A 16115-nucleotide genomic window follows, 5' to 3' on the forward strand; every position below is an offset into this window, starting at 1 on the left:
CCTCTTCTCCGGTCCCGCCGCGGTTGCCACCTCCGTGACGATACGGTCCGCCGGGGACATCGTGGCGGCGCGTGCGTCCGCCGCGGCGGGGCGGGTCAGGGCGCAGGCTAGCGCGGCACCTGCAACAGCGCGGTCAAGCCACCGCCGGGATTCGCGGTGAGGGTCAACTCGCCGGCGTGCGCCCTGGCCACCGCCGCCACGAGCGCCAGCCCCAGCCCGTGGCCGCGGTCGTTCGTGCGGGCGCGGCCGCTGCCGCGCACGAACGGCTCGGTCAGCGTTGCCAGCAGCTCGGCCGGCACCGGTGGGCCGTCATTGCGCACCAGGATGCGTACCGCCGCCGCATCGACCTCGCACCCCAGTTGCACGGCACCGCCGGGCCTGTTGTGCCGAATCCCGTTGCGGAGCAGATTGATCACGGCCTGCCGCAGCAGCACCCGGTCGCCGTTCACCGTCGCAGGCCGCGACGGGGGCGGCGGTAGGGCAACCCCTACCGCGGCGGCCTCGGGCGCAACCACCGTCAGGCTGTCGCGCACGAGGGCGGTCACATCGACCTCCTCGCGTGTCAGCAGACCGGACTGCGACTTGGCCAACTCGAGCAGCGCGGTCACGGTGTCGGCGTTCGTCCGATTGATGTCCCGGATGCGTTCGGCGAGCGTCCGCAGTTCCGCCGCGGTGGCCCGCGGGTCCGCGAGCGCAACGTCGATCATCGTCTGTGTCGCGGCGAGCGGCGTGCGCAGCTCGTGCGACGCGTTCGCCGCGAAACGGCGGTGCGAGTCCATCGACTCGGCGAGAGCGGTCAGCATCCGATCGAACGTATCGGCCAGGTCGCGCAGCTCGTCACGCGGGCCGCTCAGCGCGAGCTGCTGACTCAGATCGCCGGCGGCGGCGCGGGTCGCGGCCGCGTTCAACGCGGCCAGCGGAGCGAGCATCCGCCCCGCCACGTACCAGCCAACGGCCGCGGAGGCCAAGGCCAGGATGGCCAGCGTGACGATCGAGGTGACGAGCATGGTGTCCAGGAAGTTCGTCATCGCCGTGAGCGGGACATCCACCTCGAGAACGCCGTCGGGGGTCGCCGGCACCGCCAACCGAAAGTTGACCGACATGACGTACATGAATAGGTAGACGATCGCGATCAGCGCCGCGCCCACGGCCGTCACCAGAGCGGCATAGGTGAGGGTGAGCCGGGCGCGAATGGTCAACCGGCGGGCCCGGCCGATCGGCGTCTGCGGCGCGGCCGCGGCGAAACCATGGACATGCACGGCGTCAGTCCTCCTCTGCCGCCCCGAAACGGTAGCCAACGCCGACCACCGTCTGAATCACCCACGGTTTGCCGAGCCGCTTGCGCAAATGGGAGATGGTGACCCGCGGCGACGCCGTGAACGGATCGGCGTTCGCGTCCCACGCCTTCGCCAGCAGGGTCTCCGCCGACAGCACGTCACCGGCGGCCTTCATCAGGGTGTGCAGCACCGCAAACTCTTTGCGGCTCAGCCGCACCGGCTCACCATCGCGCCACACCTCGTGCCGCAGCGGATCCAGGCGCACCCCGTTGGCGTCCAGAATGGGTGCCCGCGCGGGCTGGCTGCGCCGCTCCAACGCGCGCAGGCGCACCACCAGCTCGGGAAACTCGAACGGCTTCACGAGATAGTCGTCGGCACCGATCTCGAAACCCTCGACACGTTCGGCCAGCGCGTGCGCGGCGGTCAGCATCAGGACACGGACCTCCGGGTGGGTGGCGGCGATGTGCCTGCAGACGTCGTCACCGTGCACCGTCGGCAGGTCGCGATCCAACACCACGACGTCGTAGTCGGTCAACGCGATCAGGTCGAGGGCCTCGGCGCCGTCGCCGCTGACGTCCACCGCCATCGACACACGTCGCAGGCCGGTGGCGATCGCCTGCGCCAGATAGGGCTCGTCTTCGACAACCAGGACGCGAATGGTGACTCCTCGATACGGTGGCCGCCCAGCCCGGCGGCTGCTGGTCGCAGCGGACGTCCTTTAACACTATGACAACACCGCCGTTCGTAGCGTTGTGCACATGCTCGATACCCAGTCGTTCGCCGCCGCCGCGGCACAGTCACCGCCGACAGCCGGCGGCGGCGGTCGCGCGCGCATCGTGGCCGTCGATGTTGCGCGCGCCCTCGCCCTCATCGGCATGATCGTGTCCCATCTCATGCCGCCGGAGGGCGCGTGGGGGCGGCTATTCCTCGGATTCCCGTCGGCACTGTTCGCCGTGCTGTCGGGTGTCTCGCTGGCGATCATGGCCGACCGCGGCATCCGTTCGGGTGGTGACGAACTCGCAGGCAGCCGCCACGCCCTGATGGTGCGCGGCGTGCTGTTGATCGCGCTCCAACAACTGGTGGCCCCGGTATCGGGCACGATCTTCGTGGTGCTGCAGACCATCGGCATCTGCTACATCGCACTGGCCTGCGCGCCGCGGTGGCGCACCAGAACGCTTGTGGTGCTTGCGGCGTGGCTGGTCGCGGCCTCGGCCGTCATCCACGCGGTGGCCAGTGTCACGGCGCTGCCCGTCCCTCTGCTGCCGCCGTACCCGGTGACCGTGTGGGCGGCACTGACCGTGGCCGGCATCCTGACGTACCGCCATCTTCTCGGTTCCACCACGGCGCAGGTGTGGACGCTCGTCGTCGGCGCCGCCATCGCGATCGCCGGTGCGGCACTGCGCAACGGTGCGATCGACTACGAGGCCACGCGGGCCGCCCGGGATCGCAACGGGCTCATCGGCGTTGCCCTCGTCGACCCAGCCCCGCACAGCGGGGGACTGCTCGATACCGTCACCGTCGCCGCCGGGGCGCTCGCGGCGCTGGCGCTGTGCCTGCTGGTGTGCCGCGGGCCGGTGAGCTGGACGCGGCCGCTGCAGGCGATGGGCTCGATGTCGCTCACGGTGTACGTGGCCCACCTCGTCTCCGCCGGACCGTTCTCGACCCCGAGCGCACCCGCATCGCTGCCGGTGCTGGGGTGGACCACCATCGTGGCGGCGCTTGCCGGTTCGACCCTGCTTTCGCTCTGGTTCCGGCAGGGGCCGTGCGAGTGGGTGATGACGCGCTGCTGCGCGCGCGCCGCCGACCGCACGTTGCCGCCACGCCCCGCACTCGCGCGCGGGTAGCGCGCCACCGACATCCGCCCTCGCAATCACATTCCGCTACGGACTCGTGGCCGCGCCGAATGCGCGGCCCATGGAAAGGATCAACATGTTCACCTCCCGTATGTTCGCCGCCGGTGCCGCCGGGTTCGCGCTCGCGGCGATGGGGCCGGCGGGAACGGCGCACGCCCTGCACAGCGACACCTTCGCCGAGGACAACGCCGAGTCCGCTGCGGTGGTGTCCGCGCAGATCTCCGACACCGGTTCGCTCGACGGCGACTGCACCGGCACCGCGATCGCGCCGCACTGGGTGCTCACCGCCCGGCACTGCATCGAGCCCTTCCCGACCCCGGGCGGCAGCATCCGGTTGGGCCAGGGCGACCAGCAGCGCCGGGTGCAGGTGGATCACTGGGAGGCCGCCCCTGCGGGGGACATCGCGCTGCTGCACACCGTCGAGGACATGGGGTTGGCCAGCTACCCGACGGTGTCGGACACGGTGCCCGGGTTGGGTGCCGCACGGCTGTACGGCTGGTCGCCGGACGGCAGCGGCAAGACAACGAAGCTACCGGTCGCGGAGGGGGAGATCACGGAACTCTTGGACATGTCGCTGTTCGAGGGCAAGCAGATGATCAACGTCGACACCCACAACGGCGGCAAGACGCAGCCGGGTGATTCCGGCGGCCCGCTTTTCGTGGACGGAAAGGTGGTCGGCACGCTGTCGGCCTCCCTGGGGGACGACAAGGACGGGATGTCCGATGTTGCCGCGTATGCGGTCGTCGCCGAGCAATACGACTGGGTGATGGAGACCATCGGCGGCAGGCAGGGCGCCGATGCGGGCACGTCCGGCGGCGGTGACCTCAACGCGGCCTGGCTGGTCGGCGGTGGTGGCGGCATGCTGGTGGCGATCGGCGCGTCGGTCATGGTCCTGCGCGGGCGCGGCAAGTCCGACGCGGGATAGCCGGCGCAGCGTCGATTGTCCCGGCACGCATATCGCTACACTCGGCACGATGCTCATCTGGATCAACGGTGCGTTCGGTGCGGGCAAGACACAGACTGCGTTCGAGCTGCATCGCCGCCTGCCGAACTCGCTGGTCGCCGACCCCGAGCTCATCGGGTTCGCGATCCACAAGATGCTGCCCGCTGGGGCGCGGGGCGACTTCCAGGACCGACCCCAGTGGAGATCGGCGGTGATCGAGACGCTCACCGACGCGGTGGCCGCCCACGACGGACCCGTCCTCGTTCCGATGACCCTCGTGCATCCGGACTACTTCGACGAGATCATGGCCGGACTCTCCGACAGGAACGTCGAGGTCAGGCACTTCGCCCTCGTCGCTGCACCGGACACCCTCCGCCGCAGGCTGCGGGCGCGCGGCGACTACTGGCTTGGCCGTGCCACCGGGCGCCAGGACACCTGGGCGATGCGCCAGATTCCTCGCTGCGTTCGGGCACTCGCGACCGAGCGCTTCGACGAACACGTCGGGACCGATGGTCGAGCCGTCGACGACGTCGTTGAGGAGATCGCGGCCCGCGCCGGTCTGGACCTCGCGCACGCCCGCCTGAGCGGCGCCCGCTCCCGGCTCCGGCGGGTGGCGGTCGGGATCCGCCATATCAGGATGTGAGGGCCTCCGCGCCTGCCCGCACGCTCGGAAATTGTGTGGACGCCCCTCCGTCGGGGTTGATAGCGTGCGCGGGACCGTGACATCACGCCAGGAGGTGAGACCCATGACCGCAGTAACCATGTGGGTGCTCCCACTCGTGTTCACGGTTCGGCGAACGACGTAGGTGTCGCCGGGAGCGCCCGAAACGAGGCACTCCCGAAAGGCAACACCATGCACTTCACCTCTGAGAACCTGCACGTCACGTGGGGGACGACCGCGGACGGCGTCGTCGAACGACACTTCACCCTCGGCGACATCACCGGTGTGCTCTGGTCACCGGCGGCCGGGACCGCGGGTGCACCGCTGCTGCTGTCGGGGCACGGCGGCGGCATGCACAAGAAGGCGCCGGGATTGGTGGCCGCCGCACTCCACGGCGTGACCACCCACGGATTCACCGTCGCCGCCATCGACGCACCCGGGCACGGCGACCGCCCCCGCAACGCACGGGACCAGCAGTGGGTCGACGCGATCCACCGGGCCCGGGCGGCATCCGAGCCGATCGCGCCGATCGTTGTCGATTTCAACCGGTCGGTCGCCGAGCGTGCGGTACCGGAATGGCGGGCGACCCTCGACGCCCTGCAGGCACTGCCGGAGATCGGTCCCGAGGCGCCGGTCGGCTACGGCGGCGTCATGCTGGGGGCCGTGACCGGGATGCTGCTGGCGGCGGCCGACTCCCGGATCGCGGCACTCAGCCTCGGGGCGGTGTTCGTGGACGACGCACTGATCGAGGCGGGGCGGAAGGTCACGGTCCCGGTCGAATGCTGGATTCCGTGGGACGCCGAGGGCATCGACCGTGCGGCCGCTGTGGCGTTGTTCGACGCCTTCGAATCGACGGACAAGACCCTCCACGCGTACTCGGGTGGACACCATCAGGTGCCCGACCCCGAACGCACCTGCTCGGCGCCGCTCTTCGTCCGACACCTCGGCCGGGGCGCAGGCCCGGCAGCGAGCTGACGTCACCGGTGGCGGTGTCCGGCGTTGTGCCGGGCACCGCCACCGCGTTTTTGCCGGTCAGGGCCGGAGCGGGACGCGGCTTCCGGCGCTGAACCGTGCGCCGATGCCGGGGTGAGACGACGCGGTTGCCAAGACATCTGCCGTCACAGTGACGTTTTGACCGAGGCCCCCGGGGGTCCAGTGTCGCTCGCGCAGGACGCCATCCTGCCGGGCCGCCGCGAGGGCGGCGAAACACCCCGCCTGTTGACGCGCGTCAACAGGCGTCCTCCGTGTCGATGCCGCAGTTCCCGGTCCGGCGCCGCGGCCATCCCAGTTTTCGCATCCCGGCTTCGCGGGCCACAGGGTCGCCCGCCACCCCCGTCGAGGGCAGGATCACGCCTGGTTCGGAGCGGATCCGGGCCGGATTTCTAACTCACCATAAGGGGGGATTATGACGATTAGGATCTCGCGTTTCATTACCACCTCCGTTACGTAACGTGTCGTGTAATGTTACGAAACATGATCGAGGATGGCACCGCGCCGGAACCCGCACCCGGAGACGACGGAAGCGCGCCTCGCGCGCGGCCGGGGCGCCCACGCAAGTACGCCAGCGACGCCGACCGGGTCCGCGCGTTTCGCGCCCGCCAGAAGACCCGCGACCAGCAGGGAGACATCGACGCCACCTCGTCCGCGGCGCCCGACGAGGTGGTCGGGTCCCTCGAACGCACGCTGACGGATCTGCGGACGGTCACCGGCACCGCGCTCGACCAGTTCACGCTCGCCGCTCGCCAGATCACCGCGGCGGTCGACCGGCTGACCGATCCGGCGGCGATCGACGGCGCCCTGCACCGCGCGGGCATCGAACTCGCGCAGACGAAGGCGGCCTACGAGACCGAACTGAAGGACCTGCGTGCCCGGCACGAGACCGCCCTCGACGATCGAACCAATGCGGACGCCGCGGTGGAGGCGGTCGATGCCGAACTGGCCGCCGCGCTGGCCGACCACCGGGCCGAGGTCGACCGGCTGACGACCGACCACCGCGGCGTCGTCGACGATCTCGAACGGGCACACCGGATCCGACTGGGGGAGACCACCGAGCAGATCGTGGCGCTCGAGGAGGACCGGGATTCCCGACTTGCCGCGGCAGCGGCGGAGGTCGAGGCGCTGCGCATCCGGCTGCGCGAGTCCGACGGGCGGGCGGAGGCGGCACACCAGCGGGCCGCGACCGCCGAACTGGCCGCCGACACCGCCCGGCAGCGGGCCGCCGAGGACGGCGAGACCGCCGCGCGACACCTCGCTCAGGTCACGGCGGTGTCGGAACAGCGCATCGTCGAACTGCGGTCGGCGGCCGAGAAGGCCGCCGCGGCCGCAGCCACCACCATCGCGCGGCTCGAGCAGTCCGTCGAGCACGAACGCGGCGCCGCCGCCGATGCCCGGCACCGGGTCGACACGCTCCGCGACGAACTCGAGCAGTCCCGCGTCGACGCCGGGCAGGCGCGGACCGCGGAGTCCGCGCTCCGCGAGCAGCTGGCTGACCTTCGCGCAGCGACCGCCGCTCCGCGGAAACCGACCGGTGACCGCGACCGGGCAGCCGGGTGATCCCCGGGGTAGTGGTCACCCGCACGTTGAACACTGATTCGACGTCTGTCAATATTGATGTATGTCGATATACAATGGTTCGGGCGGCGAGCTCTGCTGCTCACCGCTGACGAGCGAGCCCCTGACCGAGGACTGGGCCGGGGACTTGGCCCGAATGTTCAAGGCACTCGGGGATCCGGTGCGGCTGCGAATGCTGAGCCTGATCGCCAGCCACGAGAGGGGAGAGGCCTGCGTCTGCGACATCTCGCCCGCGTTCGACCTGTCCCAGCCGACCATCTCCCACCACCTGAAGGTGCTGCGTGAGGCCAGCCTGCTCGACTGCGAGCGACGCGGGACCTGGGTGTACTACCGGGTGATCCCGTCCGCGCTCGCGCAGTTGTCGGCCGTGCTGTCCTCCGAGTCCGGCGTCGTCGCTGGCTCGGCCTGCGGGTCCGCGGAGGCATCCCGGTGACCGATACCACCGCCCACCCCGCTGTTGTTGGCAAGCTCTCGACCCTGGACCGGTTCCTGCCGGTATGGATCGGCGTCGCGATGGTTGCCGGACTGCTGCTCGGCAGGGGAATCCCCGGCCTCGGCGACGTCCTGTCCGCCGTGGAGATCGACGGCATCTCCCTGCCGATCGCCCTCGGCCTGCTGATCATGATGTACCCGGTGCTCGCGAAGGTCCGCTACGACCGCCTCGACACCGTCACCGGCGACCGCAGGCTCCTGATCGGATCGCTCGCGCTCAACTGGGTCCTCGGCCCGGCCCTGATGTTCGCGCTCGCCTGGATCTTCCTCGCGGACCTGCCCGAGTACCGGACCGGGCTGATCATCGTCGGCCTGGCCCGCTGCATCGCCATGGTGATCATCTGGAACGACCTCGCCTGCGGGGACCGCGAGGCCGCGGCCGTCCTGGTCGCGATCAACTCGGTGTTCCAGGTGATCATGTTCGCGGTCCTTGGCTGGTTCTACCTCTCGGTCCTGCCCGGCTGGCTGGGTCTGGAGCAGACCACGATCGACGCCTCACCGTGGCAGATCGCGAAGTCGGTGCTGATCTTCCTCGGCATCCCGCTGCTCGCCGGGTTCGTGACCCGCCGCTACGGGGAGAAGGCCAGGGGCCGCGAGTGGTACGAGTCGACGTTCCTGCCGCGGATCGGGCCGTGGGCGCTGTACGGGCTGCTGTTCACGATCGTGATCCTGTTCGCCCTGCAGGGCGAGCAGATCACCTCCAACCCGGTGGACGTGGTCCGGATCGCGATCCCGCTGCTGGCGTACTTCGCGGTCATGTGGGGCGGCGGCTACCTGCTCGGCGCGGCGATGGGTCTCGGGTACGAGCGCACCACCACCCTCGCGTTCACCGCGGCGGGCAACAACTTCGAACTCGCGATCGCCGTCGCGATCGCCACCTACGGCGCCACGTCGGGGCAGGCCCTGGCCGGGGTGGTCGGGCCGCTGATCGAGGTGCCCGTCCTGGTCGCGCTGGTGTACGTCTCACTCGCCCTGCGTCGGCGTTTCGCTGCACCGGCACCGACGATCGGCGCCGCGGCGCCGGTGAAGGAGTCCTGACCCGATGGCAACACCGTCCGTGCTGTTCGTCTGCGTCCACAACGCCGGCCGCTCCCAGATGGCCGCCGGTTTCCTCGCCGCGCTGGCCGGCGACCGCATCGAGGTCCGGTCCGCGGGCAGCGCGCCCGCGGATCGGGTCAACCCGGCCGCCGTGCAGGCGATGGCCGAGGTCGGCATCGACATCTCCGCCGAGAACCCGAAGATCCTGACCGCCGACGCCGTCGAGGCGTCGGACGTGGTGATCACGATGGGGTGCGGCGACACCTGCCCGGTGTTCCCCGGCAGGTCCTACCGGGACTGGACCCTCGACGACCCGGCGGGGCAGGGTGTCGAGGCGGTGCGGCCGATCCGCGACGCGATCCGGGGCAGGGTCGAGGCCCTTGTCGCGGAACTGACCGTGCAGCCGGTCACCGGCGTTCAGCAGCAGCCGCGTCCTGCCGCCGCGTCCTCGTCCACACGCTCGTCCGCGGGCGCGCCGGTGCCGCAGCAGACGCCCCCGTCGGCGCCGCGCGGGCCGTCGAGATGCGCCGGGCTGGTGCCGAAGGTGTCCGAGTCGGCGAGGACGGTGTAGACCTCCCACCGTTCACCGGCGGGGCCGGTGACCCACACCTTGTCCTGGGTGGCGAAGCAACAGGTGGTGCCGATCTCCTCGTCGGTGAACAGTCCCTCCTCGGTCAGCCGCGCGATCTCCGCGTGCACCCGCTCCGACGATTCGACCTCCACCCCGAGGTGGTTGATCGTGCCGCCCTTACCGGGGTTCTCGAGCAGCACGAGTTTGAGCGGGGGCTCGGCGATCGCGAAGTTCGCGTACCCGGGCTTCAGCTTCGCGGGTGCGGTGCCGAACAGTTTCGAGTAGAACGTGACCGCCTCCTGCAGGTCGTCGACGTTGAGTGCGAGTTGTGCGCGTGACATGACCGCCTACCTTTTCTATATATGTCGAAGTGTTCCGACTACAGAGTGCGCCACCTTTTCGACATAAGTCAAGAGCCTAGGTAGGATCGGCGTCATGCCGAAAGCCCTGCCGGTCATCGACGTCAGCGCACCGATCTGCTGCGCACCGGTGTCCGCCGCGCCGATCAGCGACGACGACGCCCTGCACCTGGCACTGCGCCTCAAGGCGCTCGCCGATCCGGTCCGCATCAAGCTGATGTCGATCCTGCTGACCGCCGCCGACGGCGAGGTGTGCACGTGCGACCTCGCCGCAGGCGTCGGCCTCGCCGAGTCCACCGTCAGCCACCACCTCGGCCAGCTCAAGCGGGCAGGCATGGTCGAGTCCGAGCGGCGCGGCATGAACGTCTTCCACCGCCCCCGCGCCGACTCCCTCGACGCCCTGCGCCTGGTCCTCGACCCGCACTGCTGCGCCTGACCGGGGGATCGGCGGCGCCCGCCGCTCGCGAGTTGGTCGTTTCCCCACCGATCCGGCGCCGAATCACGGGAAAACAACCAACTCGCGTGTGACGTCTTCCGTCCCCGGCCCGGGAGAAAATCGGGCGTCTCGGACGTTGACAGGACGAGAGCCTCCCGTGACGGGCGCTTCCATCGAAAGGACCGACATGATCCCCGCGCTGTTCGTGCTGTACCTCGTCGTCGAGGTCGCGGCGGTGGTCTGGATCGGCAGCGCCATCGGCGTCGGCTGGACCATTCTGCTGTTCCTCGCGATCTGGGCCGTCGGCCTGTGGCTGGTCCGCTCGCAGTTCCGCCGGGTGCTCGCGCAGTTCCGGGACGCCGGCCAGGACACCGCCGCGGTCGGCGGCGCGGTCGCCGACGGCGCCCTTGTCACCGCGGGCACCGTGCTGCTTGTCGTGCCCGGCCTGGTCACGGGCGTCCTCGGGCTGCTGATGCTGATGCCGCCGACGCGGTGGGCACTGCGCCCGCTTGCGGTGCTGCTCGGTGGGCGCAGGCTCGCGATGGCCACCGCCGGTGGCGCCGCGGGCGCCGGGATGTATGCCCGCACCCGCCGCACCACCGTCGTCGACGGCGTGATCGTGGAGGACGTCGTGGTCGACCACGGCGCCGACAGCCCGACCCGGATCACCGACCCGCTCGCGATCGAGGGCGAGGTGGTCCTTCCCGATCCCCGTCGACACCCCGGAACGGGCGGGCGGGCACACTGAGAACCCGTGAGTACCCAACTGTTGGTCGGCGGCCGCATCTACAGCCCGTCGGCACCGGATGCGACGTCCATGGCGGTCACCGACGGCACCGTCGTCTGGGTCGGTGAGGACCGGCCCGGGCGGGCCCTGCACCCGGACGCGGAGATCGTCGACCTCGACGGCGCGTTCGTCGCCCCCGGCTTCGTCGACACGCACGTCCACACCACCGCCCTCGGTCTCACCCTGACCGGGTTGGACGTGGCGGGCGCCCGGTCCCTGCGCGAATGCCTCGACCTGCTGCGGGCCCACGCCGCCGAGCACGACGACGCCGTCATCTGGGGGCAGGGCTGGGACGAGACCGGCTGGCCCGACGCCGACCGCGGACCGACCACCGCCGAACTCGACGCCGCCGCCCCCGGCCGCGCCGTCTACCTGTCCCGGATCGACGCGCACTCCGCCGCCTGCTCGACGCCGCTGCGCAGCGCCGCCCGCGTCCCCGGCGAGACGCCCGTCACCGCGGACGAGCACCATCGGGTCCGGGCCGCCGCCCGCGACCTGCTCACCGCGGGGCAACGGGCCGCCGCCCGGGCCGCCGCCCTGGACCGGGCCGCCTCCTACGGCATCGTCGCGGTCCATGAATGCGCCGGGCCCGACATCGCGGGCCGAGCCGACCTCGCCGAACTGCTCGCCACCGACCACGGCGTGCAGGTCCGCGCCTACTGGGGGCAGGCCGTCACCAGCCCCGACGAAGCGCGGGCGATGATCGCCGAGACCGGGGCGCACGCCCTCGGCGGCGACCTGTTCGTCGACGGCGCGATCGGCTCCCGCACCGCGTGGCTGTCGCAGCCGTACGCCGACCGGCCGCACACCGGCACCGCCCACCTCGACGTCGACGCGATCGCCGCGCACGTGCGGTCCTGCACCGAGGCCGGGATCCAGGCCGGATTCCACGTCATCGGCGATGCCGCCGTCGCCGCCGCCGTCGCGGGCATCGAGCGGGTCGTCGCCGAACTCGGCGGGCCCGCGGTCGCGTCCTGCGGGCACCGCCTCGAACACGTCGAGATGATCGACGCCGAGCAGTCCGCGAAGCTCGCCGCGTGGGGTGTCGTTGCCAGCGTCCAGCCCGGATTCGACGCCCAGTGGGGCGGACCGGACGGCATGTATGCCCGCGCGCTCGGCGCCGACCGCGCGGCCGCGATGAACCCGTACGCGGCGATGGCCGCGGCCGGGGTGTCGCTCGCGATCGGCTCCGATGCCCCGGTCACGCCGCTGAACCCGTGGGACTCGCTGCGCGCGGCTGCCCACCACCGCACCGAGGGCGCCGGCATCTCGCCGCGTGCCGCGTACGCCGCGGCCACCCGCGGTGCGTGGCGGGCCGGCGGCGTGCGGGACGGGCTGGCAGGCACCCTGGTTCCCGGCGCCCCCGCCTCGTACGCGGTGTGGGAGGCGGGCGACCTGGTCGTCACCGCGGCGAAGGACACGGTGCAACGGTGGTCGACCGACCCGCGGTCCCGGGTGCCCGCGATGCCGCGGCTCGACGACGACGCCCCGAACCCGGTGTGCCTGCGCACCGTGCACCGCGGCGTCACCATCCATGAGCGCTGACGTCGACGCGGCGCCCGGCCTGCTGCGGCGGGCGGCGCCGATCCTGCGGGATTCCGTCGCCGCGGTCGTCGCCGGGCTGCTGCTGTTCGCGAGCTTCCCGCCGCGGCCGCTGTGGTTCCTGGCCCCGGTCGGCATCGGGCTGCTCGTCCTCGTCCTCACCGGATGGGGGAGCGGCCCGCGCCGGATGCGGGCCGGGTTCGGGTACGGCTACCTCGCCGGGCTCGGGTTCCTGCTGCCCCTGCTGCCGTGGATCGGCGTGTACGTCGGCCCGGTGCCGTGGCTTGCGCTGTCCGCCGTCGAGGCGCTGTTCGTCGGGCTGTTCGGTGCGCTCGCGGTCACGGTCGCACGGCTGCCGCTCGCGCCGCTGTGGATCGCCTGCACCTGGTCGATGACCGAATGGCTGCGGTCATCGGTGCCGTTCGGCGGATTCCCCTGGGGCCGGCTGGCGTTCGGCCAGTCCGAGGGCCTGCTGCTGTCCCTCGCGAGCATCGGTGGGGCGCCGCTGGTCAGTTTCGCGGTCGCGCTGACCGGTACCGGCCTTGCCGCCCTGGTCGCCGGGCTGACCGGAACGCCGCGACGCTGGGCACCGGCCGCCGCGCTCACCCTGATCGCCCCGGTCCTCGCGGCCGCGCTGTCGCCGACCCTGCCGGGCATGGACGCCGCGGACAGCGACCTCACCGACACCGGCACGATCACCGTCGCCGCCATCCAGGGCGGCGTCCCACGCCTCGGCCTCGACTTCAACGCGCAGCGCCGCGCCGTCCTCGACAACCACGTCGCCGAGACACTCGACCTCGCCACCGACGTCGACGCCGGGGACGTGCCCCGGCCGGACATCGTCATCTGGCCGGAGAACGCCTCCGACATCGACCCCCTCCGCAATCGTGATGCCGCCGCCGCGATCACCGCCGCCGCCCGCGCCGTCGGCGCCCCCATCCTCGTCGGCACAGTGCTCGTCAACGGCGACGGCACCACCACCAACTCGGTCATCGTCTGGGACCCCGCCACCGGCCCCGGCGACCGACACGACAAGAAGATCATCCAACCGTTCGGCGAGTACCTGCCGTACCGCGACTTCTTCCGGCACTTCTCCGAGTACGCCGACCGCGCGGGCAACTTCGTCCCCGGCGACGGGGACGGCGTCGTGCAGGTGACCACCGGCCGGGGGTCGGGGGAGCCGACCACCATCCCGGTCGGCGTCGCCACCTGCTACGAGGTCGCCTTCGACCGGGCCCTGACCGAGGCCGTGCGGGGCGGCGCCCAGCTCATCGCCGTCCCCACCAACAACGCCACGTTCGGGGACACGGAGATGACCTACCAGCAGCTCGCGATGTCGCGGCTGCGGGCGGTCGAGCACGGCCGGACCGTTGTCGTCGCCGCAACCTCCGGCGTCAGCGCGATCGTCGGCCCCGACGGAACCGTGCAGGAATCTTCATCACTTTTCACCCCGACGACCCTGGTGGCGCAGGTTCCGCTGCGCGACTCCACTACGCTGGCTACTCGGTTCGGCCCGATCCCGGAGTTCGCTCTGTGCGTCGGCGCCGCCCTGGCCCTGCTCGCCGCCGCGCTGCACTCCGCAGCGCAGAGGCGGGCGCGGCAGGCCGCACCCTCAACTGACGGTGTGGATGTTCACGGAAAGAACCAGCCTCGGCTGGGGGAGAGGATCGAATGAGCGCGGGCACGCCGACCGGGGACACGCCGAGCTCCCACACCCTGGTGATCATCCCGACGTACAACGAGCGGGAGAACATCGCACTGATCATCGGGCGGCTGCACGCGGCGCTGCCCGGCACCCATGTCCTCGTCGCCGACGACGGCAGCCCCGACGGCACCGGCGACATCGCCGACAAGCTTGCCGCCGACGACACCGCCGGGCGCATCCACGTCATGCACCGCACCGAGAAGAACGGTCTCGGCGCCGCATACATCGCTGGCTTCCGGTGGGCCCTCGAACGGGACTACCAGGTGATCGTCGAGATGGACGCCGACGGCAGCCACGCCCCCGAACAGCTGCACCGCCTGCTCGACAAGATCGACGCGGGCGCCGACGTCGTCGCGGGCTCGCGGTACGTGCCCGGCGGCAGCGTCGTCAACTGGCCCAAGCGCCGCGAGATCCTCTCCCGCGGCGGCAACATCTACTCCCAGCTCGCGCTCGGCGTGAAGATCAAGGACATCACCGGCGGCTACCGGGCCTACCGGCGCACCGTCCTCGAGACCCTCGACCTCGGCGCCATCGAGTCCGCGGGCTACTGCTTCCAGATCGACATGGGGTGGCGGGCACTGCAGGCCGGGTTCACGATGGTCGAGGTGCCGATCACGTTCACCGAGCGGGAGCTCGGCGAATCGAAGATGTCCGGCAACATCATCACCGAGGCGTTCACGAAGGTCCTCGGCTGGGGCATGACCAACCGGTGGCGCAAGCTGCGCGCCCTGGTCGGCAGGTAGGCCGCAGCGGACAGAAACGGCCCCGGAGGATCACCCTCCGGGGCCGTTCTCGTCGATGTCCGCTACGCGCCGCGGCGCTTGGTCTTCAGGAGTTCCAGGCGCTCCTTGAGCAGCTCGTCCAGCTCCTCGATGGAGCGGCGCTCGAGCAGCATGTCCCAGTGGGTGCGCGGCGGCTTGACCTTCTTCGCCTCGGGCGCTGCACCCTCGAGGAGGGTGCCCTCCAGCCCGTTCTTGCACAGCCAGGTGCCGGGGATTTCGGCCTCGTCGGCGAACGGGACGTCAAACTCCTCGCCGTTGTCGCAGCGGTACCGGGCGATCCGTCGGGGCGCGAGATCGTGATCACGGTCGGTCTCGTAGCTCACCGCACCGAGACGGCTGCCCCGAAGTACGCGATCTGCCATGGTGGTGATTCCTCTCCTCGGTCGTCACGCGAGCACGCCTGGGCCGGTGGGCCCTGGGCGTTCACTCCACTACAACGACACGTACTCCCGAATGGTTCCCGCGCTGAGCGCAGAATCAACCGCCATCCTACCGGTGGGGTGGGCGGATCCCACCCCAAGGGTGACTCCCGGCCAGCGTCCGGTTGCGGCAGTGTCGACCCGTGACAGGCCACCCCACCGGCATCCGCAGGAGCCCCCATGAACTGCCGAGACGACACGTGCCGACGGCACCGTCCGCACCTCCTCCTACCCGCGAGTAGGGTGGGACGCGTGCCCATCTCCCGTCGCCTCGAATCATGTGTGTGGTGCGGCAGGGAGGTTCCCGACGCCGGTGTCGGCCGTCGGCGCCGCTACTGCAGGCAGTCCTGTCGGCAGCGCGCATATGAGCAGCGGTCGGCGGTGAAGGGCACGACGATCGCCCCGGACTCGACGATCCTCACCGCCGCCGAGGCCGAGGCCGCGATGGATCGGATGTTCGAGGTGCGCTGCGCCGCCGAGGACGTCGCCACCGCGGCGGCGGAGGGCGCGGATCCGGAGGAGATCGCTCGACTGTGCGCGACCCTGGTCGGGTTGGCCCGGAACGCCGAACGGCTTCGGTGACCTTTTCGTCACCTGTAAAAGCCCTGTACAGGGGCCCGTTCGGGTAACGCTGGTGTCCGTGGTCTCGACAAAGCCACAGACGAACAATTACACAGGC

The 16115-nt window shown here is 71.0% G+C and carries 17 protein-coding genes and 1 pseudogene; 14 read left to right on the forward strand and 4 right to left on the reverse strand.

The features are described from left to right. Positions 1 to 107 precede the first annotated feature (107 nt). Both ACWF62_RS08635 and ACWF62_RS08640 read right to left on the reverse strand, forming a co-directional pair. Entirely contained in the window at positions 108 to 1259 is a 1152-nt protein-coding gene (locus ACWF62_RS08635) for a sensor histidine kinase (RefSeq protein ID WP_452629834.1), read from the reverse strand. A gap of 4 nt (positions 1260 to 1263) precedes the next feature. Beyond that, entirely contained in the window at positions 1264 to 1935 is a 672-nt protein-coding gene (locus ACWF62_RS08640; RefSeq protein ID WP_378507282.1) for a response regulator transcription factor, read from the reverse strand. 100 nt (positions 1936 to 2035) lie between these two features. Between ACWF62_RS08640 and ACWF62_RS08645 the strand changes: the two genes are divergently transcribed. The 8 genes and pseudogenes from ACWF62_RS08645 to ACWF62_RS08680 all read left to right on the forward strand — a co-directional run. After that, entirely contained in the window at positions 2036 to 3121 is a 1086-nt protein-coding gene (locus ACWF62_RS08645; protein ID WP_452629836.1) for a heparan-alpha-glucosaminide N-acetyltransferase domain-containing protein, read from the forward strand. A gap of 85 nt (positions 3122 to 3206) precedes the next feature. Beyond that, positions 3207 to 4055 (forward strand): trypsin-like serine protease, encoded by an 849-nt coding sequence (locus ACWF62_RS08650; protein ID WP_452629837.1) that lies wholly within the window; start codon positions 3207 to 3209, stop codon positions 4053 to 4055. Between the two features lie 49 nt (positions 4056 to 4104). Next, positions 4105 to 4716, forward strand: a complete 612-nt coding sequence (locus tag ACWF62_RS08655) for an AAA family ATPase (protein WP_452629838.1) — start codon at positions 4105 to 4107, stop codon at positions 4714 to 4716. A 210-nt stretch (positions 4717 to 4926) separates the two neighbouring features. Beyond that, the gene (locus ACWF62_RS08660) at positions 4927 to 5709 is read left to right on the forward strand and encodes an alpha/beta hydrolase (protein ID WP_452629839.1); all 783 of its coding nucleotides are present in this window, start codon (positions 4927 to 4929) and stop codon (positions 5707 to 5709) included. A 498-nt stretch (positions 5710 to 6207) separates the two neighbouring features. Then, on the forward strand, positions 6208 to 7287 hold the full coding sequence (locus tag ACWF62_RS08665) for a hypothetical protein (RefSeq protein WP_452629841.1): 1080 nt from the start codon (positions 6208 to 6210) through the stop codon (positions 7285 to 7287). 61 nt (positions 7288 to 7348) lie between these two features. Then, on the forward strand, positions 7349 to 7738 hold the full coding sequence (locus ACWF62_RS08670) for an ArsR/SmtB family transcription factor (RefSeq protein ID WP_452629842.1): 390 nt from the start codon (positions 7349 to 7351) through the stop codon (positions 7736 to 7738). Beyond that, positions 7735 to 8835, forward strand: a complete 1101-nt coding sequence (gene arsB, locus ACWF62_RS08675; protein WP_452629843.1) for an ACR3 family arsenite efflux transporter — start codon at positions 7735 to 7737, stop codon at positions 8833 to 8835. The genes ACWF62_RS08670 and arsB overlap by 4 nt, the downstream gene beginning before the upstream one ends. Positions 8836 to 8839: 4 nt before the next feature. Continuing rightward, a pseudogene (locus ACWF62_RS08680) lies at positions 8840 to 9229 on the forward strand (arsenate reductase ArsC); the annotation flags it as partial. A gap of 23 nt (positions 9230 to 9252) precedes the next feature. Here the strand turns inward: ACWF62_RS08680 and ACWF62_RS08685 are convergent. Further along, positions 9253 to 9747, reverse strand: a complete 495-nt coding sequence (locus ACWF62_RS08685; protein ID WP_378507158.1) for an ArsI/CadI family heavy metal resistance metalloenzyme — start codon at positions 9745 to 9747, stop codon at positions 9253 to 9255. A 94-nt stretch (positions 9748 to 9841) separates the two neighbouring features. On the opposite strand from ACWF62_RS08685, the gene ACWF62_RS08690 reads away from it, so the two are divergent. The 5 genes from ACWF62_RS08690 to ACWF62_RS08710 all read left to right on the forward strand — a co-directional run bounded on the left by ACWF62_RS08690 (position 9842) and on the right by ACWF62_RS08710 (position 14978). Next, the gene (locus tag ACWF62_RS08690) at positions 9842 to 10201 is read left to right on the forward strand and encodes an Rv2640c family ArsR-like transcriptional regulator (protein ID WP_378507159.1); all 360 of its coding nucleotides are present in this window, start codon (positions 9842 to 9844) and stop codon (positions 10199 to 10201) included. Between the two features lie 187 nt (positions 10202 to 10388). Further along, entirely contained in the window at positions 10389 to 10949 is a 561-nt protein-coding gene (locus tag ACWF62_RS08695) for an FxsA family protein (protein WP_452629844.1), read from the forward strand. A 6-nt stretch (positions 10950 to 10955) separates the two neighbouring features. Next, positions 10956 to 12533 (forward strand): amidohydrolase, encoded by a 1578-nt coding sequence (locus ACWF62_RS08700; protein WP_452629845.1) that lies wholly within the window; start codon positions 10956 to 10958, stop codon positions 12531 to 12533. Beyond that, entirely contained in the window at positions 12523 to 14205 is a 1683-nt protein-coding gene (lnt, locus tag ACWF62_RS08705; protein ID WP_378507162.1) for an apolipoprotein N-acyltransferase, read from the forward strand. The genes ACWF62_RS08700 and lnt overlap by 11 nt, the downstream gene beginning before the upstream one ends. Then, positions 14202 to 14978 carry a polyprenol monophosphomannose synthase gene (locus tag ACWF62_RS08710; RefSeq protein WP_378507163.1) on the forward strand — a complete coding sequence of 259 codons (777 nt, stop codon included), beginning with the start codon at positions 14202 to 14204 and terminating at the stop codon, positions 14976 to 14978. The genes lnt and ACWF62_RS08710 overlap by 4 nt, the downstream gene beginning before the upstream one ends. 62 nt (positions 14979 to 15040) lie before the next feature. Here the strand turns inward: ACWF62_RS08710 and ACWF62_RS08715 are convergent, their stop codons facing one another. After that, positions 15041 to 15379, reverse strand: coding sequence for an RNA polymerase-binding protein RbpA (locus ACWF62_RS08715; RefSeq protein ID WP_378507164.1), 339 nt, complete (start codon positions 15377 to 15379; stop codon positions 15041 to 15043). 315 nt (positions 15380 to 15694) lie between these two features. On the opposite strand from ACWF62_RS08715, the gene ACWF62_RS08720 reads away from it, so the two are divergent. Then, positions 15695 to 16018: a hypothetical protein gene (locus ACWF62_RS08720; protein WP_378507284.1), complete on the forward strand. Its 324-nt coding sequence runs from the start codon at positions 15695 to 15697 to the stop codon at positions 16016 to 16018. Positions 16019 to 16115: the final 97 nt, after the last annotated feature.

The sequence above is a fragment of the Rhodococcus sp. NPDC054953 genome (assembly GCF_053609225.1).

Excerpts from the sequence above, each read along its gene's own strand:
- ACWF62_RS08645 (WP_452629836.1), top strand. The coding sequence starts at position 2,036 with ATGCTCGATACCCAGTCGTTCGCCGCCGCCGCGGCACAGTCACCGCCG.
- ACWF62_RS08650 (WP_452629837.1), top strand. The coding sequence starts at position 3,207 with ATGTTCACCTCCCGTATGTTCGCCGCCGGTGCCGCCGGGTTCGCGCTC.
- ACWF62_RS08655 (WP_452629838.1), top strand. The coding sequence starts at position 4,105 with ATGCTCATCTGGATCAACGGTGCGTTCGGTGCGGGCAAGACACAGACT.
- ACWF62_RS08660 (WP_452629839.1), top strand. The coding sequence starts at position 4,927 with ATGCACTTCACCTCTGAGAACCTGCACGTCACGTGGGGGACGACCGCG.
- ACWF62_RS08665 (WP_452629841.1), top strand. The coding sequence starts at position 6,208 with ATGATCGAGGATGGCACCGCGCCGGAACCCGCACCCGGAGACGACGGA.
- ACWF62_RS08670 (WP_452629842.1), top strand. The coding sequence starts at position 7,349 with ATGTCGATATACAATGGTTCGGGCGGCGAGCTCTGCTGCTCACCGCTG.
- ACWF62_RS08685 (WP_378507158.1), bottom strand. The coding sequence starts at position 9,747 with ATGTCACGCGCACAACTCGCACTCAACGTCGACGACCTGCAGGAGGCG.
- ACWF62_RS08690 (WP_378507159.1), top strand. The coding sequence starts at position 9,842 with ATGCCGAAAGCCCTGCCGGTCATCGACGTCAGCGCACCGATCTGCTGC.
- ACWF62_RS08695 (WP_452629844.1), top strand. The coding sequence starts at position 10,389 with ATGATCCCCGCGCTGTTCGTGCTGTACCTCGTCGTCGAGGTCGCGGCG.
- lnt (WP_378507162.1), top strand. The coding sequence starts at position 12,523 with ATGAGCGCTGACGTCGACGCGGCGCCCGGCCTGCTGCGGCGGGCGGCG.
- ACWF62_RS08710 (WP_378507163.1), top strand. The coding sequence starts at position 14,202 with ATGAGCGCGGGCACGCCGACCGGGGACACGCCGAGCTCCCACACCCTG.
- ACWF62_RS08715 (WP_378507164.1), bottom strand. The coding sequence starts at position 15,379 with ATGGCAGATCGCGTACTTCGGGGCAGCCGTCTCGGTGCGGTGAGCTAC.